Genomic DNA, 25,861 nt, shown 5'->3' with positions numbered 1-25,861 from the left:
ACGTCTTGGCGCCGCGATTCAATGCGGTGCGGGTTGCTATGGGGCATAGCGACTTTTGCCTTCCCCCGCTCCGCGCGCGCGCGGCCTACGCTGGCGGCATGCTAGTCATTGAACAAAAACCCGAAGAAATAATCGCCGAACTGGCCGTGCCGGAATCCGAGCCGCGCCGTGCCGCGCGCGCCCTGTACTGGAAGGGCTGGCGCATTTCGTCCATCGCCCGACACTTAGGGATAAAGCGCAGCACCATCAATAGCTGGAAGCTGCGCGACGAGTGGGACAAGGCGCAGGCCATCGAGCACGTCGAGGCAGCGGCCGAGCTGCGCCTGGTGAAACTGATCGAAAAAGAGGTCAAGAGCGGCAGCGACTACAAGGAAATCGATCTGCTATTGCGCGCTATCGTGCAGGCGGCGCGCGTGCGCCGCTATGAGCAGCCGGGCGGCAACGAGGTCGATCTCAACCCTAAACTGGCGAACCGGAATGCCGGCCCGAAGAAAAAGCCGACGCGCAACGACTTCAGCGAAGAGCAGAAAGTCCAGCTGCTCGACGCCTTCCAGGATTCGCTCTTCGACTATCAAAAGGTCTGGTATCGCAACGGCGACCAGCGCACGCGCGCCATTTTGAAGTCGCGCCAGATCGGCGCTACCTGGTACTTCGCGCGCGAGGCGCTGGCCGACGCGATGGCGACGGGCCGCAACCAGATCTTTCTGTCGGCCTCAAAAAGCCAGGCGCACGTCTTCAAGCAATACATCGTGCAATTCGCGCGCGAGGCGGCCGGCATCGAGCTGACGGGCGACCCCATTGTGCTGCCGAACGGCGCGCATCTGTACTTCCTGGGCACGAACGCGCGCACGGCGCAGGGCTATCACGGCAATTTTTACTTCGATGAATTCTTCTGGACGCAGAATTTCCAGGAACTCAACAAGGTCGCCTCGGGCATGGCCATTCACAAGAAATGGCGCAAGACCTACTTTTCCACGCCATCCTCGACCACGCACCAGGCTTACCCGTTCTGGACGGGCGAGCTGTTCAACAAGCGCCGCGCCAAGGCGGATCAGGTGAACATCGACGTGAGCCACGGCCGCCTCTCGTCGGGCTACACGGGCGAGGACAAGATCTGGCGCCAGATTGTGACCATCCTCGATGCCGAGCGCGGCGGCTGCAACCTGTTCGACATCGACGAGCTGCGCAACTTCGAATACAGCCCCGACCAGTTCGACAACCTGCTGATGTGCAACTTTATCGACGACTCGGCCTCGGTCTTCCCGCTGGCGGAGCTGCAGCGCTGCATGGTCGATTCCTGGGTCGAGTGGGACGACTACAAGCCCTTGCTGGGCCTGCGCCCGTTCGGCAACCGGCCCGTGTGGATCGGCTACGACCCGGCCTTGAACGGCGACAGCGCCGGCTGCGTGGTGCTGGCGCCGCCCATGACGGCCGGCGGCAAGTTCCGCATCCTGGAGCGCCACCAGTGGCGCGGGCAGAGCTTCGAGGATCACGCCGACGCCATCCGTCAGATGACCCAGCGCTATAACGTCGCATACATCGGCATCGACACGACCGGCATGGGCATCGGGGTGCTGCCCATCGTGCGCGGCTTCTTCCCGGCCGTGACGGCCCTGAACTACTCGCCCGAAGTCAAAACCCGCATGGTCTTGAAGGCCAAAAACATCATCAGCAAGGGGCGGCTGGAGTTTGACGCCGGCTGGACGGATATCGCGCAGTCCTTCATGGCCATCCACAAGACCCTCACCCCAAGCGGGCGGCACGTGACCTATGTCGCCGGCCGCAGCGACGAAACCGGCCACGCCGATCTGGCGTGGGCCTGCATGCACGCCCTCGATCACGAGCCCTTCGAAGGCACCACCGACAACCACCACTCTTTCATGGAGATTTATTCTTGAGAAAAGCACGACATTTGCGCGCGCGCGGCCGCCAGGCCGAGAGCGCACCATCAACAGCATCCACGGCCACGGCCACGGCGCCGGCCGCCGCCGGCATCGAGGCGTTTTCCTTCGGCGATCCCACGCCCGTGCTGGAGCATGCGGATATTTTGGACTGCTTCGAATGCTGGAAGAACGGCCACTGGTATGAGCCGCCCGTCAACCTGGCCGGCCTGGCCAAGTCCTTCAACGCTGGCGTGCACCACAGCAGCGCCATTCACTTCAAGGCCAACGTGCTGGCGTCGACGCTGATCCCCAGCAGGTACCTGTCGCGCGACGCGTTTAAACGCATGGCGCTGGACTTCCTGACGTTCGGCAATGCTTACCTGGAAGACCGGCCCAGCCGCAGCGGCAAGGCGCTGGCGTACCAGCATGCGCTGGCCAAGTACATGCGGCGCGGCGTCGACCTCGACACGTATTTTTTTGTGAACGGCTACCAGGCCGTGCATCAGTTCGACAAGGGCCGCGTATTCCACCTGATGGAACCGGATGTGAACCAGGAGCTGTACGGCGTGCCGCAGTACCTGAGCGCGCTGCAATCGGCCTGGCTCAACGAGGCGGCGACTCTGTTCCGCCGCAAGTATTACAAGAACGGCTCGCACGCCGGTTTCGTGTTCTACATGACGGACGCCGCGGCGAACACGCAGGACGTGGACAACCTGCGCCAGGCCATGCGCGACAGCAAGGGGCCGGGCAATTTCCGCAACCTGTTCATGTACGCGCCGAACGGCAAGAAGGACGGCATCCAGATTCTGCCCGTGTCGGACGTGGCCGCCAAGGACGAGTTTTTCAACATCAAGAGTGTCACGCGCGACGACCAGCTGGCCGCGCACCGCGTGCCGCCCCAGCTCATGGGCATCTTGCCGAACAATGCCGGCGGCTTCGGCGCCGTCGAACCGGCCGCGCGCGTCTTCGCGCGTAACGAGCTGGTGCCGCTGCAGGCACAGTTCATGGCGATCAACGAGTGGGCTGGCGTGGAAGTGGTGCGCTTCGCCCCGTATGACCTGGGCCTGGGCAAGGAGGGCGCGCAATGAGCGATCACGTCGACAACACGGACAAGATCATCTTTGCCGAAGTGGTGCGCGGCCTGGCCGCCGTGCGCGGCCGGCCCGCCCTGGTGGCGCATGGCTGCTGCCACTACTGCGACGAGGCGCTGGCGCCCGCGCTGCTGTTCTGCGATGTGGACTGCCGCGACGACTACGACAAGGAACAGGCGGCGATGATCCGCGCCGGCCGCCCAGGATGACCGCCACGCCGCGATAGCCGGCAGGGCAGGGCCGCGACAGCCCAGCCGCGCCAGAGCGCCCCAGCCACCGCACAAGCCGCCCACGAGGCGGCTTTTTCACGTCCCGATGATTGATGTTGCACCAGAAGCAAGAAAAAAGCCCATTTCGGCCCGGCGCGCGCAGTTGTCCCCCCTCCACACCTGCCCGCTATATAGGGGTCTTTTGACTCAAATTTGCACCATGGCCGAAGGCGCATGAGGACTGGTGCGGCGGGGCGAAGAGGGGGTATGCGATTTGACGCATTTTGACGCACTTTGATCGCTTTTTCGTGCGGGTGGTGTTGCGGCGTGGGAACGGTGTTGTTTTCGCGCTGCGCCGCCTCCTGGCGCGGCTCTGGGCTATGTATGGCGTCTCTATGCTGACGATCATTCATCTTCACGCCGACGCATCATCGCCGCGTATTGCGGTCTCAAGAACTATTGATATACTGTATGTGTATACAGTATTTTACTTAGGTGTCACGATGATTGTTAAAATGTTAAAGATGCGCCTTGCTGGTGTAGAGGTGCCCAAGCGACGGCTGCATGATCGCTACAACTCGGCACGGCCCGGCACGTTGGAAGTCGTTGAAACGACAGATCAGGGCTTGCACCGGTTGGTGAAGCTGGCCCGCTTCACTTACGGCGAGAGCGGCAAATACGTTGACACACTGTTCGATGTGAATTTGCTCTGGTATCGGGACGGGCGCATGGTGTTGTCAGGGTTTGAGCGCAGTAAAGTGGATATGCAATTTTGCGACTATGCGCAGTCCTGGCTGTGTTTTGTCGGTACGGAGCCGCCGCCAATGCCGGAAGGTAGGTAGAGGGCATGATTCCTGTTGCGAATGGAAACGAATCCATATAAATTTTTTTCCGATGAGGAGCAAGGAGAATTCGTCTGCAAGCTACGTTGTGGAAAAGTGTTGCTTGGCGCCTCTTTATGTTGTTAGTAAATAATTTTTCATTGACTAAAGTGATATCATTTATTAACAACATTAATTATTGGGAAATCAGATGCCAATTCAACAGTTCGCAACCGCACGCGGTATCAAGCATTTGTTTCACTTCACGCAGTTGGGGAATTTGCCGTCAATTTTGGCAAACGGATTACTTCCCACGAATCACTTAGATGCAAATCGAGTAACTGCGATACGAAACGATGAACAACGTATCGATGGTACAACGGGAATCTGCCTGTCAATTAGTTTCCCAAACTATAAGCTATTTTACCCGTTCCGCATGAATTCTCCCGAGGCTCAATGGGTTGTTCTTGCCATTAAACCCAATGTCTTATGGGAGAAAGACTGTGCATTTTGCCGCGAAAATGCAGCTAAAGCCGAAGTTACAAGTATTCCCCTTAACACGCGTAGAACGCTTCCTGCACTGCACGCAATGTTTGACGACTTTCCCGGAGTTCCTCGTGCCTCTCTTGCTGTGCCAGAGAATTATCCTACACATCCGCAGGCGGAAATATTAGTGTTTGAGCCTATCCCGCCGCAGGACATCGTCGCTGTAGTCTTTAACGATCAGGCGTTGTATCGGCAGTACAAGGCAATGAATCTGCAGCAACAGATGGTTTACAATACTTCGTACTTTTCAGCACGCCGCGATTTCGATAAATGGAGGGCAAATGGCTAAACGCCCAGTATTCATACCAGTGGTTGACGGACCGGTTCTTGTTTCTACCGTGTATGTCGATTTTGAGTGGTTCCCCGGCATGGCACTTTCGCAGGCGCAGAAGTCGATTGCGGCTTTGCACTTGGCTGCGCGCAAAGAGATTTGTTCGGAAATGATCCTAGAGATTTCCAGCAAATCTATGCAAGATGTTGGTACTAAGCTAAGTGCTTTCAATCTCAAAATACGAACGCTGAAATACAATCAGGAATTTAGCGTTGAGTGTGCTTATCAGGCAAGTAAAGTATTTGAACGAGGTGGGCCGTTCACTGACTTGTTGGGAAGAACTTCCTTGGACGCCAAGCGTGACCCTCGATTGAACGAATGCGGTAGGATGACTAAGTTTTCATTCTTCGGCGTTGATTGGCAACTTGAGCCTCGCACAGCATTCTATGACTGGCTTTACATGAATGCTTTGCACAAGCAGCCTACCTTGGCGGAAGAGGTGTTGAGCTACTCGGCATTTACTGATATTGCATTTAACCCTGAGCGTTCGATAAATTGCCAAGCATACGCGGCAGCTTTGTATGTCTCGCTTTCGAAGAGAGGAATTTTAGATAGCGTTTTTCTTAGAGATCAGGCGAAGTATTTGGAGGTGGTCTCTAGCATGCAGGTTAGCAATGCGCATGAGAATACTGTGGATCAGGGGCGCATGACCTTTGAATGACCGCATTCAGTGCATTGAACTGCCGCTTGTTTAAAATCGCGGGAAATGGCTGTCAAAATGTATAATAATTAAAGATAGTGCACCGAAACATGCGGGCTTGAGTACCTGTCGAAAAGTACTGTATATTATACGACTCACCCCCTATATGTAGCATCCATGCGGGTTCCGACTAGGTCTCATCGAGCATGGGGTGCATGGGGTCGGAAGTTCGAATCTTCTCGCCCCGACCATTAGATTCAAGGAATTAGGCCACTCTTCGGAGTGGCCTTTTTCTTTTCTCCGTCCGGCCACGCCTGCCGCGCGCCGGCTGTCGCCTGAGCGGCCCAGCGTTCCATTCCCCGTTTCTTCCCATCCATCCCCCGATTTTCGTCCTTCATCGCCGTAATCAACCTGGCAACATGGCTTTCGCCTATCATGTGCTGGCACGTGCACAATTATTATGTTTTCCCTTCATTCAACAACCATGAGGTGTCCATGATTCGCTATGCCCTGCCTGCCCTGTTGTTCGCCAGCGTACTGCCGGCCCACGCCCAAGCCCCAGTCAACGATACGCCGCTGATCGAGCGGGCGAAGATCTTTGGCAATCCCAGCAAGTCCGGCGGGCGCATCAGCCCGGATGGCAAGTGGCTGTCGTGGATCGCGCCGCGCGATGGCGTGCTCAATGTGTGGGTGGCGCCGGCCGGCAATCCGGCGCAGGCGCGTCCGCTGACGGAGGAAAAGGTACGTCCCATCCGCAGCAGTTTCTGGTCGCCCGATTCGAAAACCCTGTTGTTTATCCAGGACAAGGGCGGCGATGAAAACTTCCTGCTGTATGGCGTGAATGTCGTGAGCGGCAAGCAGGTCAGTTACACGCCGTTCGAGAAGACCCGCGTGCGCGTGATCCAGATCAGCAGCAAGGTGAAGGACCGCATCCTGGTGGGCATCAACAACCGCGATGCGCGCTGGCACGATGTGTACAGCCTGGACCTGGCCAGCGGCAAGCTGACCCTGGTGCAGCAGAACGATGGCTATGGCGGCTATGTGGCCGACGAGCTGCTCAACTTGCGCATCGCCAGCAAGGCGCGCGCCGATGGCGGCATGACGTATTTCCGCGTGGCCGACGGCAAGGTCGAGAGCACGCCGCTGGCCGAAGTGGGCCTGGAAGATGCGCAGACCACGGCGCCGCTGGCTTTCACGGCCGATGGCAAGACCTTGTACTGGACCGATTCGCGCGGCCGCAATACTTCGGCGCTGCTGGCGCAGGACGTGGCCAGCGGCAAGACCACGCTGGTGGCGCAAGACCCGCGCGCCGACATTTCCGACGCCCTGTACGACACGCGCACAGGCAAGGTGCAGGCGTATTCCGTCGACTATCTGCAGCACGAATACCTGCCGCTGACGAACGACCTGAAGGCCGACCTGGCCTTCCTGAAGAAGCATGCCAAGGGCCAGTTCAACGTGACGTCGCGCACGGACGCCGACGATAAATGGCTGGTGGGCGTCGATGCCGTCACGGCGCCCGCATCGAGCTGGTTGTACGACCGCAAGAGCAAAAAGCTCACGCAGCTGTACGTGACGCGGCCCGAGCTGGAAGGCGCGCCATTGCTGCCCATGTATCCGCAGCAGATCAAGGCGCGCGACGGCCTGACCCTGGTTTCCTATCTCACCTTGCCGCAGGCATCGAAGGCGGGTACCGGCGGCGTGCCGTCGCAGCCGGTACCGATGGTCCTGCTGGTGCATGGCGGCCCGTGGGCGCGCGATACCTATGGCTATAACAGCTACCATCAATGGCTGGCCAACCGCGGCTATGCGGTGCTGTCCGTGAATTACCGGGGCTCGACGGGCTTCGGCAAGCAGTTCATCTCGGCCGGCGACCTGCAATGGGGCCGCAAGATGCACGATGACTTGCTCGACGCCGTGCAATGGGCGGTGAAGAGCGGCGTGACGACGGCCGACAAGGTGGCCATCATGGGCGGCTCCTATGGCGGCTACGCCACCCTGGCCGGCATGGCGTTCACGCCCACCACGTTTGCCTGCGGCGTCGACATCGTCGGTCCGTCGAACCTGTTCACCTTGCTGCAAACCATTCCGCCGTACTGGGAAGCGGGCAAGCAGCAGTTCTACAAGCGCATGGGCGACCCGACCACGGAAGAGGGCAAGGCGCTGCTGACGGAGCGTTCGCCGCTGAACTTTGCGCAGAATATCCAGCGCCCGCTGCTGATCGGCCAGGGTGCGAACGACCCGCGCGTGAACGTGGCCGAATCGGACCAGATCGTGGCGGCCATGGCAGCGAAAAATATCCCCGTCACCTACGTGCTGTTCCCCGACGAGGGCCATGGTTTTGCCCGACCCGTGAACAACATCGCCTTCAATGCGGTGACGGAAAACTTCCTGGGCCAGTGCCTGGCGGGCCGCGCCGAGCCGATCGGCGCCACCCTGAAGGCTTCCACCGCGCAGGTCAAGCATGGCGCCGGGTTTGCGCCGGGGCTGGAGGAGGCTATGCGCTAGGCGGAGAAAGCGGCATGGCAGGCTCTGCGCAGGCGGCCGGGGTGGACGACCCTGGCTGCCGGGTGCAGCGTGTAGGCTTTCATGTCAAAAACTGTGTAAAAGCGGCAATGCTTCCATTAGAATAAATCATTGTTTCAATCACACAGCCCATGAAATGGAATGCCTGCAATGATGAATGTATTGACCCTGGAACACTTTGCCGCGCGCGTCAACGACACGTTTATCTCGGTCGGCGACGGGAATGCCGCTTTCATCCTGAAGGAGGCGCGCCCCTTGCCGTCGGCCACACTGGAAGGCCTGTTGCGGGCGCCGTTCAGTTTGTTATTCCATAACAGTTCCCCCATCCTCTTCAGCCAGAAAATCTTTCAGCTGCAACATGACGGGTTTGGCGAGGTGGGTATTTTCCTGGTGCCGGTGGCGCGCGACAACCACGGCTTTCTGTATCAGGCGGTGTTCAACTGAGAATGCCGCTGATGCGGGGCAGGCAGGGCAGGCGGGAGCCCGACGGCGCCGCCTGCCCGGGGTGTTCAAGTCTCAATCAAACGCGGGAAACTCGCCCTGCAGGGCGATGCAGAAATTTACCGCCAGCATGGGCTGGCGGTTTTCGTGCGCCTGGCCGCCACCCGCGCTGCCGATGGTGAGTGGCGACAAGGTGACGTTCGGCGTTGCCGCGGGCACGAACGCGTTCGTGCCCGTGATGCTGGTCAGGCCATCGCCCGTTTGCGGCACGTTGCGCTGCAGGCTGGCATTGGTCTGGCGGCTCAAGGTCAGTTGATGGGTGTGGTTGGGGGTCTGCGTGATATTCAGCTGGACAGTATTGCTGCCGAACGTTTCGCCCATCACACGCTGCGTCAAGCCTGGCCCCTGGCCCTGGCCGCAGGGCGCGCGTCCGGTAAAGTTGGGCAACTGGAAGGTGTTGACCCCATCGCCGCCATATTGCGTGCCGATTAATGAAAACAGGGCGCTGAACTGCCTTATCTGCAGGGTGGCGCCATTACAGCTTGCCCACCCGGCAGGGGTGAAATTGAAGCCGAAGACTTGTATTTCGCCAAGATATGGTGATGTCACGGTAGGTTCTCCTGATCGATTTTATGGGCTGCGCTTGCGTGCTGGCTGTTATTGTTGGGATGGATAAATGCCTGCCCATGCGATGCAAAACGATGCGGTCAGGGTGGGCATGGTGTTGTCATGCGGCAAGCTACTGCCGGCAGTGCCCGTTGCTGCGGGCGCCATGTCATAGGTCGTGAGGCCAGCCAGGCTGCTCGTGTACATCTTGTCGTTATTCACCGGGGCCGCCAGCTGTGCGCTGGTCCCTGGCGTGTTGCTCGTCGCCAGTGTGCTGATCGCATTGAATACGTGCGTATGCGCAGGCATCTGGGTCGACAGCAAGGTCACCGTTTCGCTGCCCCCCTTTTGCCCCATGACCCGGGGTGTCAGGCCAGGGCCGATGCCCTGATGCAGGGGGACCTGGCCGCGCAGGTCGGGTACACCGAATGTATTGACGCCGTCGCCGCCATAGGTGGTGCCCAGCAGGGTATATAGCACCTCGTTATTGGCGATGGGCTTCAGGCTGCCATCGCAGGCAAACCAGCCTTGCGGTATGCGGGGAAAGGAAAACAGGCGGATCTCGCCGACATAAGGTGTGGTCATGACTATGCTCCGTGGGAAGTGGCTGGCATCTTAGTTGCGCGATGGGAAGATGCCGTTCAGGGCGATATTGAAATTGAGTACCTGGAATGGCTGCATATTGTTATGCGGCAGGCTGCCGCCCGTCTGGGCCAAGACTTGGTTGTTCAAGGGCACTTGCGGGCCTGCCGTGCCATAGATGGCTTCCGTGCCGCTGCCGCCATACAGGGTATTGGTCGGATTCTTGGTGGTGCCTGGGGAGGTCTGCGCATTGGCCGCGTGCGTATGCGGTGGAATCTGACTTAGTGTCAAAGTGATAGCTTCCGCGCCGTTACGAGCACCGACCTGGTATGGGGTGGGTTGCCAGGAAGCGTCTACCGAACTGCCTGAGCCGACAGGGGTGCTGCCTTGTAAGTTTGGCAAGGCAAAGGTGGTCGTGCCGTTCCCCCCGTAAAAGGTACCCAACAGGGCAAACAGCGCCTGATTCTGCGTAATTGGCAGCAATTGCCCGTTACATGCTGCAAATCCACGCGGCGCAAACCCAAATCCGCTCATCATGATTTGTCCCAAATACACATCAGCCATCATCGTTCTCCCGCAGTTGGAATATCATTAAATGCCAAAGGAATAACATTTTCCATTTGCAATCAATATTGTTTTTTAAAAAACCCTTTTTGTTATAGTTACTTTATTGAAATCTCGGGGTAGCATACGTTGTCGTATGGCAAGCGTCAACATCTGTTGGCCCTCTGGAAGAGCCCTGGATAGGGATCGCTTGCAGCCTGAATCCACGGTTCTTTTTGTCCCAAAAACTCTGTATTGGAGAAATCATGTTGCGTATTTGCAACGATATCGTCGCCCGTCCGGCACATTTTTTGTTCCCTGCTTTTGTCGCGGGAGCTCGAAGGCGGGCAGCGGCTTGCCGGGTTGGCCTGGCGCCAGCGTTTTGCCGCTTCCTGCATTGCTGCGTTGCGCTGTGCCTGCTGATGCTGGCGCTTGGCGCAGACCCGGCGCAGGCAGCCAACGGCGATCCGAGCACGAAATGTATTCCCAATCAGCGGAGTTTTACCGTCGCATCAGGCGGCTCCTATGTCGTTGACTTGTCGCTGTGTAGCTCATTTGGCCTGACGGACAATGGCGCGACGGCCCTGCATGGCACGATTACTGGTCTCGTCAATAACGGTACCGGCATTGCGACCTATATCAATAATGGTGACGGGGCGTTGTCCGACAGCTTTGTCCTGTGGGATGAGGACAGCAAGGCGGTGACTTTTACGGTGACCGTCCTGCCCCCTGCGGCTGCCTTCACCGTGACGCCGGGCAGCATATCGGCGCCCGTGATCGGCGTGCCGTACAACCAGGCGATGTCGTCGACCGGCGGTGTCGCACCTTACAGCTACGCGCTGGTATCTGGTACTTTGCCGCCAGGCATCACTGTGTCGTCGACCGGCGTGATTTCCGGCACCGTGACGGCGACCGGCGCCTATGTGTTCGGCATCCAGGTGACCGACTCGACCTCAGGCACGCCGCTGACCGTCACCAAGAATTACTCCGTGTCGATCGCCGTGCCCACCCTGTCCATCACCCCCACCGGCTTGCCCGCAGGCGGGTTGTCGGTGCCCTACAGCCAACAGATGTCGACCGCCAATGGCACCGGACCCTTTGCGTATGTGGTGGAGTCGGGCAGCCTGCCGGCGGGCATCACCCTGTCGGGCAGCGGCTTGCTTTCGGGTACGCCCGGTGCCCTGGGCACCTACAACTTTGTGATGAAATCGACGGACAGCACGGGCGGCAACGGACCATACAACACGTCCAGAAGCTATTCGCTGGTGATCAACGCCCAGCCGCCGCCTACGATCACGGGTGTGTCGCCGGCGCTCGGTCCGGTTAGCGGCGGTACCGCCGTCACCATTACCGGTACCGGCTTTACCGGCGCAACGGCACTCAAATTCGGCAGCAACAATGGCCTCAGCGTTACCGTGCTTAATTCCACGACAATCACTGCCACGTCGCCTGCCGGCACCGGCGTCGTGAACGTCTTCGTCACTACGCCAGGCGGCACCAACGCCGCCGATCCGTCAAACCAGTTCACCTATGTTCCGGCACCAGCGATCAGCAGTATTTCGCCGACGGCGGGCCCCCTGGGTGGCGGCACCACGGTCACCATCAACGGCTCGAACTTGACCGGCGCGACAGCGGTGACCTTCGGCGGCGTGGCGGCGACCAGTTACACGGTCAACGGCGCCTCGCAGATCACGGCGACGTCGCCAGCCGGTACGGGCACGGTGGATGTGCTCGTGACCACGGCGGGCGGCACCAGTGTCATCGCCGCAGCGGACAAATTCACGTATGCCGCAGTACCGGTGGTGAGCGGCATTTCGCCGACGGCGGGTCCCCTGGGGGGCGGCACCACGGTCACCATCAACGGCTCGAACTTGACCGGCGCGACAGCGGTGACCTTCGGCGGCGTGGCGGCGACCAGTTACACGGTCAACGGCGCCTCGCAGATCACGGCGACGGCGCCAGCCGGTACGGGCACCGTGGATGTGCGCGTGACCACGGCGGGCGGCACCAGTGTCATCGCCGGGGCGGATAAATTCACGTATGCAGCAGTACCCGTGGTGAGCGGCATTTCGCCAAACTCCGGATCCTTAGCAGGCGGCACCAGCGTCATCATCACCGGTTTGAATTTCAGCGGCGTCACGGCAGTGAAGTTTGGCACCAACAATGCCAGCGGCTTTACGTTCAACAACGCCACGCAGATCACGGCGACGGCACCCCCGGGCATTGCAGGCACGGTGAACGTGACGGTCACCACGGCTGGCGGCACCAGCGTCACCAGTTTGGCGGATCAGTTTACTTTTGTGGCCGTACCAATTGCCGGCAATACCAGCGCGACGGTGGCGTATGGCAGCGGCGCCACCGTAATCCCCCTGAACCTGAGCGGCGGAGCGCCGACCTCGGTTGCCGTGGCAAGCGTTCCCTCGAACGGCACGGCGACAGCCAACGGCACCAGCATCAGCTATACGCCGACGGCAGGTTTCGGCGGCAACGACAGCTTTACCTATACGGCCAGCAACGGCGTCGGCACCTCGACGGCGGCCACCGTGACGATCACGGTCAGCGCACCGACCGTGACGCTGGCACCGACCAGCGTGGCAGCAGCAAAGGTCGGCACGGCATATAGCCAGACCGTGACGGCCTCGGGCGGCAAGGATACCTATACCTACGAGATCCTTGCCGGCGGTACCTTGCCGGCCGGCGTGAGTCTGTCCAGCGACGGCATTCTGGCGGGTACGCCGACGGCGGCCGGCACCTTCAATTTCACCGTGCGTGCCAAGGATAGCTCGACGGGCAGCGGCCCGTATTATGGCTCGCAAGCCTATACGCTGACGGTGGCGGCGCCGACGATCGTCGTCGCGCCGACAGCCCTGTCGGCGATGGTGGTCGGCGTTGCCTTCAACCAGAGCATCACCGCCACTGGCGGGACGGCCACGTATGGCTTCGTCGCCAGCGGCACCGTACCTGCGGGCTTGACGCTGGCGGCGAACGGCACCCTGTCCGGTACCCCTACCACGGCAGGCGCATACAATTTCACCGTCACGGCTACCGACAGCAGCACCGGGACAGGTACTCCCTTCAATGCCCAGATAAATTATTCGGGCACTGTAGCTGTTGCTGTGCCCATTGCCGGCGCCGTCAGCGCGACGGTGGCGTATGGCAGCAGCGCCACTCCGATCACCTTGAACCTGAGCGGCGGCGCGGCGACGTCGGTGGCGGTGGCCTCCGCCGCCAGCCACGGCACGGCGACGGTCAGCGGCACCAGCATCACTTACACGCCGACGGCAGGCTATGCCGGGCCGGACAGCTTCTCCTACAAGGCCAGCAATGGTAGCGGCACGTCGGCGGAGGCCATCGTGACGATCACAGTAGGCAATCCTAGCATCAGCCTGACCCCGGCCACCTTGCCCAACCCGACGGCGGAGGCAGCCTACACTGCGACCCTGGCGGTGACGGGCGGCACGGCGCCGTATACCTACAGCGTGACCAGCGGCCCCTTGCCCGTCGGCCTGAGCCTGAATGCGGCCACCGGCGTGTTGTCCGGTACGACCAATGTGGCCGGCAGCTTCCCTGTCAGCATCAAGGTCGCGGACAGCAGCACCGGCGCGGGGGCACCGTTCAGCGCCAGCAACAGCTATACCTTGATAGTGGTTGCCCCCGTAATCTCGGTGACGCCAGGTTCGCTGGCGGTGCTGAAAGTGGCCACGGCGTATAGCCAGCAATTGACGGCCAGCGGCGGCGTCGCTCCCTATGCCTACACGGTGTCGGCTGGCAGCCTGCCTGCGGGCCTGACGCTGAGCAGCAGTGGTCTGCTGAGCGGTACTCCAACGGCGGGCGGCAGTTTCACCGCGACCGTGCAGGCGGCCGATGCGCACCAGTTCACCGGCACGCAAAGCTATACCCTGGTGGTGTCCTCGGCCACGGTCAGCCTGACGCCGGCCACCTTGCCGAATCCAACGGCGGAAGCGGTCTACACTACGACGCTGACGGCAGCGGGCGGCACGGCGCCGTACACCTTCAGCGTCAGCAGCGGTACCTTGCCCGCTGGCCTGAGCCTGAATGCGGCCACGGGCGTGCTGTCCGGCACGACGAATGTGACCGGCAGCTTTACCTTCAGCCTGCGCGCCAGCGACAGCAGCACGGGCGCGGGCGCGCCGTTCAGCGCCGCGAACAGCTATACCGTGACGGTTTCCGCGCCGACGATCACCGTGACACCCGGCACCTTGCCGGCGGCGACAGTGGCCACGGCGTACAGCCAGCAACTGTCGGCCAGCGGAGGCGTCGGCCCGTATGCCTATACGGTGTCGAGCGGCAGCCTGCCAGCAGGCCTGACCTTGAGCAGCAGTGGTTTGCTCAGCGGCACGCCGACCGCAGGTGGCAGTTTCACCTTGAACGTGCAAGCGGCCGATGCGCACCTGTTTACGGGCACGCAAAGCTATACCCTGACAGTGGCGTCAGCTACTGTCAGCCTGACGCCGGCCAGCTTGCCCAACCCGACGGCGGAAGCGGCTTACAGCACGACCGTCTCGGGTACGGGCGGCACGGCGCCTTACAGCTATGCCGTGGTGGGCACCTTGCCCGCGGGCCTGAGCCTGAATACGGCGACGGGCGTGCTGTCCGGCACGACGAATGTGGCGGGCAGTTTCCCGTTCAGCATCAAGGTCACCGACAGCAGCACGGGCGTGGGTGCACCGTTCAGCGCCAGCAACAACTACACGCTGGCGGTTGCAGCCCCCACCCTGACCCTGACGCCGGCCAGCCTGGCGGCGATCCGCGCCGGCGATGCCTACAGCCAGCCATTCACGGCTGCCGGCGGTATCGCGCCGTATGCGTATTCCCTCAGCAGCGGTACCTTGCCGAGCGGCCTGGTACTCGATGCGGCCACCGGCATCGTCAGCGGCACGCCGACGGTGGCGGGCAGCTTTGCCTTCACCCTGCAGGCGAAGGATACGCACCAGTTCACGGTGCAGCAGGCGTTGACCTTGCAGGTGAACCAGGCGCCGCCACCGGTGGCCAATGACGCCACCACCACCTCGGCCAACCAGGAAGTGAGCCTGACCATCGCTTCCACCGATGGCAGCCCGATCACCGACGTCACCATTGTCACGCCGCCGCAGCACGGGCGCGTCACGGTGGTGTCGACGGGCGCTTCGGCACGGATGGCACGCGCCGTCGGCGCGAGTTTTAAAGTGACGTATGTGCCGAATGCCGATTACTTCGGTCCGGACAGCTTCAGCTACACGGCGACGGGACCAGGCGGCACCTCCGCGCCTGCCACCATCAGCGTGACTGTGGCGCCGCAGCCGGTGCCCGTGCCCGTCGCCAAGACGGCCACGGTACTGGCCGGCACGCCGGTGACCCTGCACGTGACGGAAGGCGCCACGGGCGGCCCATTCACGGCGGTGGCCATCACCACGCAGCCGGCCAGCGGCACAGCTACTGTCAGCGGCATGGACATCGTCTACACGCCAGGCATCAGCACCAGCGGCGACATCAGCATCGGCTACACCGTGTCGAACGTGTTCGGCACCTCGGTGCCGGTGAAAGCGACCATCAGCGTCAATCCGATGCCGCAGGTGGTCAGCCAGAGTGCCACCGTGGTGGCCGGCCTGACGGTCACGGTCGACCTGACGGCGGGCGCCACGGGCGGTCCGTTCACGGCGGCCAATGTGCTGAGCGTGGCGCCGGAAAACGCGGGCAAGGCCGTGGTGCGCGACGTGGGCACGGCCGGCAAGCCGTCGTACCAGCTGAGCTTTACGGCCTCGGGCAAGTTTGCCGGCGCCGCCGTGGTCAGCTACACCCTGAGCAATGCCTTTGCCACCTCGAAACCGGGCGTGGTCAACGTGACCGTGACGGCGCGCCGCGACCCGTCGACGGATCCGGAAGTGATCGGCCTGCAGGCGGCGCAAGCCGACGCGGCGCGGCGTTTCGCCAGCGCGCAGCTGTCGAACTTCACGCAGCGCCTGGAAAGCCTGCATGGCGATGGCTGGGGACGTTCCAGCTTTGGCCTGAGCCTGACGTCGCCGGGCGACAGCGGCAATCCGACGGCAGCGCTGGCGCGCTGGCAGGAACAGGAAGCGGACCGCGTGTTCGGCACGGCCGTGAAACCGTTCATGCGCAAGGCGGCCCTGCGCCAGCCGGACAGTGGTTTCAGCAGCGAACGGCAACAGGTGGATGTCAGCGAGGCCACGAACGGCTTGCCGGACATGCCGCAAAAGCCGGACACGCAGAAACAAGCGCTGGCATTGTGGCTCGGTGGTGCGGCGGACTTCGGCCAGCACTATGTGAATGGCCGCGATACGGGCTTCCGCTTCCGCACCAACGGCATCAGCGTGGGTGGCGATTACCGCATCAGCGACCTGGCGACCCTGGGCGTAGGTGCCGGCTTCAGCCATGACCGCAGCGATGTGGGCCAGAACGGCAGCCGCAGCACGGCTGACAGTGCCGTGGCGGCCGTGTATGGCAGCTTGCGCCCAAGCAAAGGCGTCTTCCTCGACGGTGTGCTCGGTTACGGCACCTTGCAGTACGACGCCTCGCGCTACCTGACCGACGGCAGCGGTTTCGCCACCGGTGAACGCGACGGCAAGCAAGTGTTCGGCGCCGTCGTCGGCGGTATCGAGATGCGCCACGACACCTGGATGTGGTCGCCATATGGCCGCGTGGAACTGATGTCGGCCAAGCTCGATCCGTACACGGAGAAGGCGCCGGGCATCAATGCCTTGAGCTACTTCAAGCAAACCGTGCGTTCGCGCATCGGCGCGCTGGGCGTGCGGGCCGAGGGCTTGTACTTGGGCGGCCTGGGCACGTGGTTCCCCCGTGCGCGCCTCGAGTATCGCCACCAGTTCCAGGGTGCCGATGATGCGCGCCTGGCATATGCCGACCTGGTGGCCGACGGCCCCGTGTACGTGATCCGCACCTTGCCGCAAGAGACGGGCAACTGGACGGCGGGACTGGGCGTGAAGCTGCTGCTGTCGAACGGCATGACCATCACCTTGGACTACAACAGCAATCTGAATATGGATAGCGGGCGTACCCAGTCGGTGATGTTCGGCATCGCCATGCCGCTGAAGTAATCACGTAGGCAGGCCAGCCCTGATCGCCGGACCGGAATCACTTCCGGTCCGGCGATTTTTTTTGGTTATGTCAGAGTGCCCACGGGTGTGCTTCGGCGCCGGCGACGATGCCGCCCAGCACGGCCTGGTCGCGTTCCGCGTGGCTCTGGCGCAGGAATACGGGCAGGTCGGCCGCCAGGCGCGCGAAGCGCGCATCGCGGCACAGGGGGCCGGCGCCCAGCGCCCGCGTCGCCAGGTGCAGGACCAGGGTGGCGGCATCTTCCACCGCCAGGCGCAGGCGCAGCGCCAGTTCCATGGCATTGCGCTGCGGCTGGGCGTCGATCTCGGCGGCGCCTTCGCGCAGCAGGGCGCCGGCGGCGCGCAGCGCACAGTCGATCTGTCCCAGTTGCGCCAGGCGCACGGGATCGGGGGCGGCGTGCTGCGCGCGCGCATGCAGGTGGCTGGCGACGGCGCAGGCAGCGCCATACCAGGCGGCCGCGATGCCGGCGCTGCCATGCCAGTAGCCGGGGCGGGCCAGATACGCGCCCGGCGCGCCCACGGGAACGGCGCGCGCGCGGGAAAAGGTCACGTCGACGCTGGCGCAGGCCTGCATGCCGACGGCCTGCCAGCCTTCGTTGCTGACGTGCACGCCGGGCTGCGCCAGTGCCACGCAGGCCAGGCAAGCCTGGCCTTCTTTATTCCAGCAGCTGATCAAGGCATGGCTGAGGCCATGCGCCCCGGCACACGAGGCCTTGTGTCCGTCGAGCACATGGCGGCCGTCGGCCGTCTGCTGCAGCTTGACGCGCGCGTCCGGCATTTCCGCGCACCAGACGCCCCAGCTGCTGCCGGCCGGCACGCCGGGGCCGCCGATTTCCGCCAGGATGGCCAGCGCATCGGTATGGCTTTCGTACAGTTTGAGCAGGGAGAGGTCGATGGCGGCGATGGCGGCCAGCATTTGCCAGCGCCGCAGGGTGGCGCCGTGGCCGGGCAGGGGCAATTGGTCCAGCCCCGCGTCGCACAGGCGCCGCAAGCCGTCGATGGGGAGGAAAGCGCTGTCCCGCGGCTGCAGCAGGGCAGTCAATGCAGTATCGGACGGCAGCGAGAAGGCGTTGGGCGGCATGGCAAGCTCCTGTTTTCAACAGAATAGCTTTTTGTTTTTGCAATGTAGGTTCGATTCTACACCTGCACTGCTCGACGGCCACGCGTCCATGCCACGGCGGGCCAATGGCGCCGCCGCGGCAGGTCATTGCCTATTTTTTCACATAGTGCATGTCCAAGACATACGCGCCCTTGTCCAGCATCACCGTGTACAGCTCATTGCCCCGCAAGGACAGACCGGCGGGGACGCTTAATGCCGGATGCATGCCGTCGTCCTCCATGCACGATTCGCCATTGTCCACGTCCACGCACCATTGCTGCTTGCCTTCGCGCAATACATATTTCACGGTACCGCCGGCTCGCAGGAATGTATAGGCGGGGACGGACGAGGTGATCTTGTCGACGCGCAAGCTCGTTGCTGCGGCATTGTCGGACAGCTTGATCAGCATGTCGGCGGTGCCGTCCGGCTTGCCGGTGATCCTGGTGCTCATGCCGTCCGTCGCCACCACGGGGCCGGAGCAATCGGCCTTGAAGTAGGTTTCGCCCGTCGGCGTCAGTTCCAGTGTGCCGCTGCCGTCGTTCTTGAACGCGATGACGAGCAACTGGCGGTCGTGATTGTCGCAGGCCGATTGCCAGGTGCCGACATATGCGGCCAGCGTCGAGGTGCTGCCGGAATCGCCGGCAATCTGTTGCGTCGAACCGCCGCCACCGCCACCGCAACCGGTCAGGAGTGCCGCGGCCGAGCCGGCCAATACCGCCAATAATTTTTTCATGCATAATCCTTTTCATCCGGCAGCGGTGCGTGCCGTAAGCGCGGATTGATTATAGGATTATTAATAGCTGGTAATTCTCACGGAATCTATCGCTGACTTGATTTGGATCATGTCGCTGAAATGCGCTGAAATGGAGGGCGGGACTGAAGGAAAGACGGGGCGTGGCTGGTGCGCATTGCGCCGCCCACGCGGCGCAATGGCTATTTCACCGCTTCTGTTATTGTTTTACATAGTGCATATCCAGCACGTAAGCACCGTCTTTTTCCATCACCGTAAACAATTCGCTGCCGCGCAGATAAAAGCCGCCCTTGCCGCTTTCTGCTTTTTTCAAGTCGCTCTTGAGGATGTCCATGTAGTCGCCATCTCCAATAGCGATGTGCCAATGCGGTCCGGACTCCAACTGGACCGTGGTGACGGCCGGGCCCGTAAACTGGACCGTGTGGGCGGGCAGCGACGACACGACCTTGTCGATGCGGATGTCCGAGGCGGGGCTGTCCGCCGCCAGCTTGACCTGAATATTGCCTGCGCCATCGGGCACAGCGGTCATCTTTTCACTCGTGGTTTCCGTGAACTGCACGGGGCCGCTGCAATCGGGAGTGCCGAAGGTTTCGCCGTAGGTCGACATTTCCAGGGCACCGCTGCCATCGCTTTTGAGGGCGACGACCAGGCGCTGGCGCGATTGGTTTTCACAAGCGGGTTGCCAAGTGCCAACATAGGCGGCCAGTGCCGGAGGCGGCGGAGGCGCGACCACCTCTGGCGGGGGCGCGACCACCACCGGCGGGACAGCTACGCTGACATTGCCGCTATCGCCACTGTTTCCGCCACCACCGCAGCCAGTCAATGCCACTGTGCCCGATACCATTAATACAGCCCATACTTTTTTCATGCGTCATTCCTATAAATCACCAACAGGCTGGAGGCCGTGCCGTATGCGCGCGATATTATAAAGGACATGCCTGTTTTATTATTGTGAAATCTGTAATTGGCTGCAATGGCCGTATTGAATATGGCCATCGGATAATTTCTGGCCGAAGCGGATGATAATTATCCCGTCCGAATATGGCGGGACGGCGATGAATATCATTGCATGGCGCAGAAGAAAAACAGGCGGGGTGCCGCGCATAATAATGCGCGGGGCGTGCATTGAGATGGGCGCTTGTCAGGAACGTTATTGTCTTGCGAATGGATCAGGTGAAGCGCGTGCCGGCGCCTGACAAAGGGCGCCGGCCGCGATCATGGAGGGCAGGCTTAAAACTCTTCCCAGTCGTCGCCTGCCGGTGCCTTGGCTGGCGCGTGCTGTGCCGCTGGCGGCTTGGCGACGCTCAGGCGCTTGGCTGGCACGGGTGTCTTGGGCGTTGCGGCGCGCGGCGTGGCTACCGCGGCCGCCGCCGGCGCCGCCTGGCGCGCCTGCTCGCCCAGCTTGAACACGCTGACCACGTCGGCCAGGTGGCTGGCCTGGTCTTGCAGGCTTTCGGCGGCGGCCGCCGCTTCCTCGACGAGGGCCGCATTCTGCTGCGTCACGCCATCCATCTGCGCCAGGGCCTGGTTGACCTGGGCGATGCCGTCGCTTTGCTCGGTGGTGGCGACGCTGATGTCGGCCATGATGGCGGTGACCTTGCGCACGCTGTCGACCACCTGTTCCATGGTGGCGCCCGCTTCATCGACGAGTTTGCTGCCGGCCGCTACCTTGCCCACGGAATCGTCGATCAGCAGCTTGATTTCCTTGGCGGCAGCAGCCGAGCGCTGCGCCAGGTTGCGCACTTCCGTGGCGACGACGGCGAAGCCGCGGCCCTGTTCGCCAGCGCGCGCCGCTTCCACGGCTGCGTTCAGGGCCAGGATATTCGTCTGGAAGGCGATGCCGTCGATGACGCTGATGATGTCGACGATCTTGTTCGACGAGTCGTTGATCGAGGTCATGGTTTCGATGACCTTGCCGACCACTTCGCCGCTCTTCTGCGCCACGCTCGAGGCGGACGCGGCCAGCTGGTTGGCCTGGCGCGCATGGTCGGCGTTTTCCTTCACCGTGCCCGTCAGTTCTTCCACGGAGGCGGCCGTTTCCTCCAGCGAACTGGCTTGCTGTTCCGTGCGGGCCGACAGGTCGTTATTGCCTTGTGCAATTTCCGCGCTGGCCCGCGCCACGTTGTCGGCACTGGCTTGCACCTGCAGCAGCACGGCGTGGATTTTTTCCACGAAGTCGTTGAAACCCTTGCCGATCACGGCCAGCTCGTCGGTGCCCTTGACTTCCAGCTTGACGCGCAGGTCGGCGTCGCCGCTGGACAAGTCCGTCATGGTGCGGCCCAGGGTACGCAAAGGACGCGTCAGCTGGTTGACGACGAGGATCAAAATGCCGGCCGTGGCCGCCGCGCACAGCAGGGCGACGATCAGGGTGTAGGTCATCAGGTCGCGCGCCGAGGCGGTGGCCACGCTTTTCGGGAAGTTCAGTTCCACGCTCCACGGCGCGATATCGGGGTGGATCTGCAGCGGCTGCAGCAAGTGGATGTAGCCCTTGTCGTCCTCGTATTCATACGGCTGGCCCTGGCGCACTTTTTCCAGGCCGGCGGCCGGCACGTCGTCCGCTTTCTTGCCCAGGCGCTCGGGCACGGGGTGGCTGGCGTACAGGCCGCCGTTCGAGATCAGGGCCAGCTTGCCGCCCTCGATCACTTTCAGGCCGGCCAGGATTTTCGTCAGGCGCGTGAGCATGAAGTCGGCGCTGGCCGTGCCCTTGAAGCTGCCGTCGATCATGATGGGCGCGACCAGCGAGGCCATCAGCACATTCTTGCCGTCGACGGGGTAGATATACGGTTCCGTAAAGTAAGTCTTGCCGGTGCGCTTGGGCACGTCATACCAGTCGTTGGCGCCCGCTTTCGGATCGAAGACGATGGGTTCGACTTGCAGCTTGCCGCCGGCGCCCCGCGTCCAGTAGGGCATGAAGCGGCCGGTGGCGTCGTAGTTCGGCTTCTGGTTGGCGAATTCCGCATCCTTGCCGTCGAGCGCGTTCGGTTCCCACGTCACGGCCGAACCCAGCAAGTCTTCCGAGCTGGTCAGGGTAGCCTTGGTCAGTTCGTTGATCTGTTCGCGCTGCATGGGCAAATTCGCGCTTTTGGTGCCGCGCATGGCGCCGGCCAGGCTGGACACGCTGGACAGGTTGCTGGCGATGCGCGCCTGCAGGGCGCCCGCCACTTCGCGTGCCGAGGTGCGCGCCAGGTCCAGCGCGGCCGCTTCGGCGCTGGCGCTGCTCTTGTAGCCGATCACGGCCGCCGTGACGCCCAGGCTGAGGACGGCGAGCGCGGTGGCGGCGACGCAGATTTTACTGTTCAGTGATAGTTGCATGATGCTGTTCCTTGATGGGGAGGGATATCGGTGTCATGGGCGTCGCGGGTAGCGCGCCTAGAAAGTCTTGCTGACTGCCAGCACGAAGGTGGCCGCGGCGGGGTTCGAGGTGTCGAACTGGCCGGCCGCATTCGGGATGCCCAGCGTGTAATGGTCGTAGGCGTCGGTGGCGCCCCAGGCGCGCGTGACGGCGCCGCTCAGGCTCCAGCCGCCGTCGAAGGCCCGCGTGACGCCTGCCTTGGCGTCGCGCCAGTTCCAGATGGCATTGCCGTTGCCCGCCACCCGGCCATTGCCGGCGTGCAGGTTCAAGGTCCAGGCATTGCCCAGGTCGACATTTGCGCCCACGTCCAGGTAGCCCGTGCCGCGCGCATTGCTGATGCCGAAAAAGTCGCGCGTGACGGTATGGTTGTACTTGGCATACAGCATCTTGTAGCTGAGGCCCAGCGACAGTTCGCCATAGTCGTACTTGACGCCCGTGGCGCGGTAGACGGCGCCCGGGTATTTGTAATAGTAGGCCAGAACGCTGTAGCCCAGCTCGCCCACCGTGCCGCCGTAGCCGCCGTACAGGTCCCATTCGACGGTGGCATCCTGGATGTAGCGGTCGCTGACGGTGGACGCCCAGGTGCCCAGCGACCAGCCGCTCGGGTGCGCGTAGTCGGCGCCCGCCTGCAGCGCGGGCTTGCCCCAGGTCTGGCGAAAGCCCCGCGAAATGTATTGCGAGGCGAGGCTGGCGTTGGCGCTGAAGGTGGCGGCAGGATGGTCCGTGGCCTGGGCCTGCGCGGGCCCGGCGGGCAGCAGGAAGACGCAGCCCAGCAAGGATATTGCCGGGAAATTCAGGTTCGATGGCATGGCAGTCGGCTCCGTATTTGCTGGCAGCGGCCGTCCAGGCACGTTGCCCTGATGGTTGCGATAAAAATGCGGAATGGACTTTTGCGGAAGCAAGGCGACGCCGTCTGCATGTTCGCATGAACATGCACACATTCTCACCAAACGTAACCGAAAGGATAGGGGCTAGGACTAGTGCAAGTCAATAATGTTGCGATACGGAAATCATAAGTTGTTGTTTAGCGGCACTTTTTCATGCCGTTGTCACAATTGGCGGCACGCCGCGGCTGGCTGCCTGGCGCAAGGCGGCCAGCAAGCCGGGCAGGACCGCGTGCAGGGCAGGCATGGTGGCGTCCGCCAACTGGGCCTGTGCTTCTACGGCGCCCGAGGGCTGGCCCCAGACCACTTTCGCGCTCAACTGCGCGCTGGCGGCGAGCCCCGTGACGCTGACCAGCAGGGCGACTTCTTCCGGCGCATCCTCGGGCATGTCCTCGAGCAGGCAGGAAATGCCGAAGTGATAATCCTGGAAAGCGCTGGCCGTGCCGCTGGAAAAGGCGAAGACGGAGGCGAGCGCCTGTGGCGCGGCAAGCGCAAGGGGCGGCAGCGCGGCGCGGAACAGGGGCAGCAAGTCGTTCTCCAGCTGGAGCACGAGCGGATGCGTGTGGCTAAGGACGGTCATGTGAGGCTGGCAGAAGTGGCGGCGCGCGATGGTAGCAGTTTTTTGCGCCACCGTGGCCATGGAACTGGTCCTACCAGTCGCTTCAATCGTCGTCGCTGGTGACGCGCGTGCGCACGAAATCGATATGGCTTTGCATGGCCGTGCGCGCTTCCTCGGGCTGGCTGGCGCAGATGGCTTCGCACAGGGTGCGGTGCTGCGACAGCAGCTGCAGCGAGGTGGCGTCGTCCTGCTGGCGCAAGCCCGTGCCATTGATGGTGATGTGTTCGCGCAGCATGCCGATGATGCTGGTGTGCAGGTGCAGGAACATGGTGTTGTGCGACGCCTGCGCGATGACTTCATGCAGCCGCGCATCGGCCTGCGCCTCGCCGTGCTTGTCGTCGTCCGCGCGCGCCTGTTCCAGCTCGGCCAGCAGCGCCATGATCAGCGCGCGTTCGCCCGTGCTGGCCCGCTGCGCGGCAAAGTAGGCCGTCGCCCCTTCCAGCACGCGGCGAAATTCCAGGATGTCGTCGCGCAGGGCAGGGTGGTCAGCCACCAGCTGGCTCCACGGCGAGGCCATGCCTGTGCGCAACTGATCCGTCACGAACACGCCGGCGCCGCGCCGGCTGCGCACGAGGCCCCGCGCCGCCAGCCGCTGCACCGCTTCGCGCACGGTATTGCGCGAGACCCCATATTGCTGCGCCAGCAGGCGCTCGGCCGGCAGCTGCGCGCCCGCCGGCATGCTGCCGTCCAGCAAGGCTGTTTCCAGCCGGCGCATCACCGTTTCGACCCTGCCCCGCGTTTGCATGCCTGTCGCCATCGCTGTCTTCCGGTGTTGTTTTAAAGTGGTCCGAGCAATTTGAAGCGGCTCGCGGAAGCTGAAATTATGCGTGAACCGCCCATTCTTAACAACACACTGCGGCGCCGCAGCAACGCACAGAGCGCCGGGGAGACACACTCATGCAGCCAGACTCGCAGCCAGACCGGCGCCAGCCACGCCACATACCACGCCGCTATCCGCCCGCATCGCTCCAGGTGTATCTGTTCGCCACCTGCCTGGTCGACCTGTTCGTGCCGCAGGCGGGGCTCGACGCGGTGCGCCTGCTGGAACGGGAGGGCTTGCTGGTGCACTATCCGCGGGGCCAGAGCTGCTGCGGCCAGCCTGCCTACAGCAGCGGCAATCCGGAACAGGCGCGCGCCGTGGCCCGCGCCCAGCTGGACCTGTTCGCCCAGCCCTGGCCCGTGATCGTGCCGTCCGGCTCCTGCGCCGGCATGATGCGCCACCACTGGCCGCAGCTGTTCCAGGACGACCCCGTGGCCGGTCCCCAGGCGCGGGAACTGGCCGAACGCGTGTATGAACTGAGCGAATTTCTCGTCTGCGTGCTGCAGCTCGACCTGGCCGCCATGGCCGCTTCCGCCCAGGCGGATGAAAGCGTGGTGCTGCATACCTCGTGCGGCGCGCGCCGCGAAATGGGCACGCGCACCCACGGCGTGGCCCTGCTCGACGCCTTGCCCGGCGTGACGCGCATCGAGCACCAGCGCGAATCGGAATGCTGCGGCTTCGGCGGGACGTTCTCACTGAAACACCCGGACATTTCCGGCGCCATGGTCAGCGACAAGATCGCCTCGGCCTGCGCCACGGGCTGCGACCGGCTCGTCTCGGCCGACTGCGGCTGCCTGCTCAATATCGGCCACGCCGCGCAGCACCAGGGCGCGCCGCTGCCCGTCGAACACCTGGCCAGCTTTTTGTGGCGCCGCACGGGAGGCGAAGCATGAGCGCCGCCTTGAGCGCCCGCGAACGCATGCTGGGACGCCTGCGCGCCGCGGCACCGGCCGCGCCCGCGGCGGTGGAGGCCATCGATGCCGCCATCGACAGCCACTATCAGGCGCGCCGCGCCGCCGCGCCGCTGCC

At 62.7% G+C, this 25,861-nt stretch carries 20 protein-coding genes; 10 read left to right on the top strand and 10 right to left on the bottom strand.

The features are described from left to right. The first annotated feature begins 98 nt into the window (after positions 1 to 98). The 8 genes from GCN74_RS21615 (at position 99) to GCN74_RS21580 (ending at position 8,491) form a co-directional block, all read left to right on the top strand. A complete protein-coding gene (locus GCN74_RS21615) occupies positions 99 to 1,898 on the top strand; it encodes a terminase ATPase subunit family protein (protein ID WP_152258574.1) in 1,800 nt (599 codons plus the stop codon). A gap of 14 nt (positions 1,899 to 1,912) precedes the next feature. Then, the gene (locus GCN74_RS21610) at positions 1,913 to 2,971 is read left to right on the top strand and encodes a phage portal protein (RefSeq protein WP_226939163.1); all 1,059 of its coding nucleotides are present in this window, start codon (positions 1,913 to 1,915) and stop codon (positions 2,969 to 2,971) included. After that, positions 2,968 to 3,183 carry a hypothetical protein gene (locus tag GCN74_RS21605; RefSeq protein ID WP_152258572.1) on the top strand — a complete coding sequence of 72 codons (216 nt, stop codon included), beginning with the start codon at positions 2,968 to 2,970 and terminating at the stop codon, positions 3,181 to 3,183. Before GCN74_RS21610 ends, GCN74_RS21605 begins: the two co-directional genes overlap by 4 nt. A gap of 284 nt (positions 3,184 to 3,467) precedes the next feature. Further along, positions 3,468 to 4,025, top strand: a complete 558-nt coding sequence (locus GCN74_RS21600; protein ID WP_152258571.1) for a hypothetical protein — start codon at positions 3,468 to 3,470, stop codon at positions 4,023 to 4,025. A gap of 190 nt (positions 4,026 to 4,215) precedes the next feature. Further along, the gene (locus tag GCN74_RS21595; protein WP_152258570.1) at positions 4,216 to 4,839 is read left to right on the top strand and encodes a DarT ssDNA thymidine ADP-ribosyltransferase family protein; all 624 of its coding nucleotides are present in this window, start codon (positions 4,216 to 4,218) and stop codon (positions 4,837 to 4,839) included. Beyond that, complete coding sequence (locus GCN74_RS21590) at positions 4,832 to 5,542, top strand: DUF6977 family protein (protein WP_152258569.1); 711 nt, start codon at positions 4,832 to 4,834, stop codon at positions 5,540 to 5,542. The genes GCN74_RS21595 and GCN74_RS21590 overlap by 8 nt, the downstream gene beginning before the upstream one ends. A 474-nt stretch (positions 5,543 to 6,016) precedes the next feature. Further along, positions 6,017 to 8,029, top strand: a complete 2,013-nt coding sequence (locus GCN74_RS21585; RefSeq protein ID WP_152258568.1) for a S9 family peptidase — start codon at positions 6,017 to 6,019, stop codon at positions 8,027 to 8,029. A gap of 171 nt (positions 8,030 to 8,200) precedes the next feature. Further along, positions 8,201 to 8,491 (top strand): DUF6916 family protein, encoded by a 291-nt coding sequence (locus GCN74_RS21580; protein WP_152258613.1) that lies wholly within the window; start codon positions 8,201 to 8,203, stop codon positions 8,489 to 8,491. A gap of 72 nt (positions 8,492 to 8,563) precedes the next feature. Here GCN74_RS21580 and GCN74_RS21575 read toward each other — a convergent pair whose 3' ends face one another. From GCN74_RS21575 to GCN74_RS21565, 3 genes are read right to left on the bottom strand one after another with little or no spacing between them, the layout of a single operon-like run. Continuing rightward, positions 8,564 to 9,097, bottom strand: coding sequence for a phage tail protein (locus GCN74_RS21575; protein ID WP_152258567.1), 534 nt, complete (start codon positions 9,095 to 9,097; stop codon positions 8,564 to 8,566). A gap of 48 nt (positions 9,098 to 9,145) precedes the next feature. Further along, entirely contained in the window at positions 9,146 to 9,679 is a 534-nt protein-coding gene (locus GCN74_RS21570) for a phage tail protein (protein WP_152258566.1), read from the bottom strand. A 30-nt stretch (positions 9,680 to 9,709) separates the two neighbouring features. Beyond that, the gene (locus GCN74_RS21565; RefSeq protein WP_413541558.1) at positions 9,710 to 10,243 is read right to left on the bottom strand and encodes a phage tail protein; all 534 of its coding nucleotides are present in this window, start codon (positions 10,241 to 10,243) and stop codon (positions 9,710 to 9,712) included. A gap of 512 nt (positions 10,244 to 10,755) precedes the next feature. Between GCN74_RS21565 and GCN74_RS21560 the strand changes: the two genes are divergently transcribed. Beyond that, positions 10,756 to 17,289, top strand: a complete 6,534-nt coding sequence (locus tag GCN74_RS21560) for a putative Ig domain-containing protein (RefSeq protein ID WP_193317196.1) — start codon at positions 10,756 to 10,758, stop codon at positions 17,287 to 17,289. Positions 17,290 to 17,359: 70 nt separating this feature from the next. On the opposite strand, the gene GCN74_RS21555 is transcribed toward GCN74_RS21560, so the two are convergent. The 7 genes from GCN74_RS21555 to GCN74_RS21525 form a co-directional block, all read right to left on the bottom strand. Continuing rightward, positions 17,360 to 18,388: an acyl-CoA dehydrogenase gene (locus GCN74_RS21555; RefSeq protein WP_226939156.1), complete on the bottom strand. Its 1,029-nt coding sequence runs from the start codon at positions 18,386 to 18,388 to the stop codon at positions 17,360 to 17,362. A 130-nt stretch (positions 18,389 to 18,518) separates the two neighbouring features. Then, the gene (locus GCN74_RS21550) at positions 18,519 to 19,139 is read right to left on the bottom strand and encodes a hypothetical protein (protein WP_152258564.1); all 621 of its coding nucleotides are present in this window, start codon (positions 19,137 to 19,139) and stop codon (positions 18,519 to 18,521) included. Positions 19,140 to 19,356: 217 nt separating this feature from the next. After that, positions 19,357 to 20,025 (bottom strand): hypothetical protein, encoded by a 669-nt coding sequence (locus GCN74_RS21545; protein WP_152258563.1) that lies wholly within the window; start codon positions 20,023 to 20,025, stop codon positions 19,357 to 19,359. A 362-nt stretch (positions 20,026 to 20,387) separates the two neighbouring features. Beyond that, positions 20,388 to 22,469, bottom strand: a complete 2,082-nt coding sequence (locus GCN74_RS21540; RefSeq protein WP_152258562.1) for a methyl-accepting chemotaxis protein — start codon at positions 22,467 to 22,469, stop codon at positions 20,388 to 20,390. 57 nt (positions 22,470 to 22,526) lie between these two features. Then, complete coding sequence (locus tag GCN74_RS21535) at positions 22,527 to 23,318, bottom strand: TorF family putative porin (RefSeq protein WP_193317195.1); 792 nt, start codon at positions 23,316 to 23,318, stop codon at positions 22,527 to 22,529. Positions 23,319 to 23,547: 229 nt separating this feature from the next. Then, positions 23,548 to 23,973 carry a hypothetical protein gene (locus GCN74_RS21530; RefSeq protein WP_152258561.1) on the bottom strand — a complete coding sequence of 142 codons (426 nt, stop codon included), beginning with the start codon at positions 23,971 to 23,973 and terminating at the stop codon, positions 23,548 to 23,550. An 82-nt stretch (positions 23,974 to 24,055) separates the two neighbouring features. Beyond that, a complete protein-coding gene (locus GCN74_RS21525; protein WP_152258560.1) occupies positions 24,056 to 24,769 on the bottom strand; it encodes a FadR/GntR family transcriptional regulator in 714 nt (237 codons plus the stop codon). Positions 24,770 to 24,909: 140 nt separating this feature from the next. On the opposite strand from GCN74_RS21525, the gene GCN74_RS21520 reads away from it, so the two are divergent. Continuing rightward, positions 24,910 to 25,725 (top strand): (Fe-S)-binding protein, encoded by an 816-nt coding sequence (locus GCN74_RS21520; RefSeq protein ID WP_152258559.1) that lies wholly within the window; start codon positions 24,910 to 24,912, stop codon positions 25,723 to 25,725. The last annotated feature ends 136 nt before the right edge of the window (positions 25,726 to 25,861 follow it).

Origin of the sequence: Janthinobacterium sp. FT14W (assembly GCF_009208755.1) — a bacterium.
GTDB lineage: Bacteria > Pseudomonadota > Gammaproteobacteria > Burkholderiales > Burkholderiaceae_D > Janthinobacterium > Janthinobacterium violaceinigrum.
The sequence above is the reverse complement of the archived record's forward strand: the minus strand, read 5'-3'. Positions and strand labels throughout refer to the sequence as shown.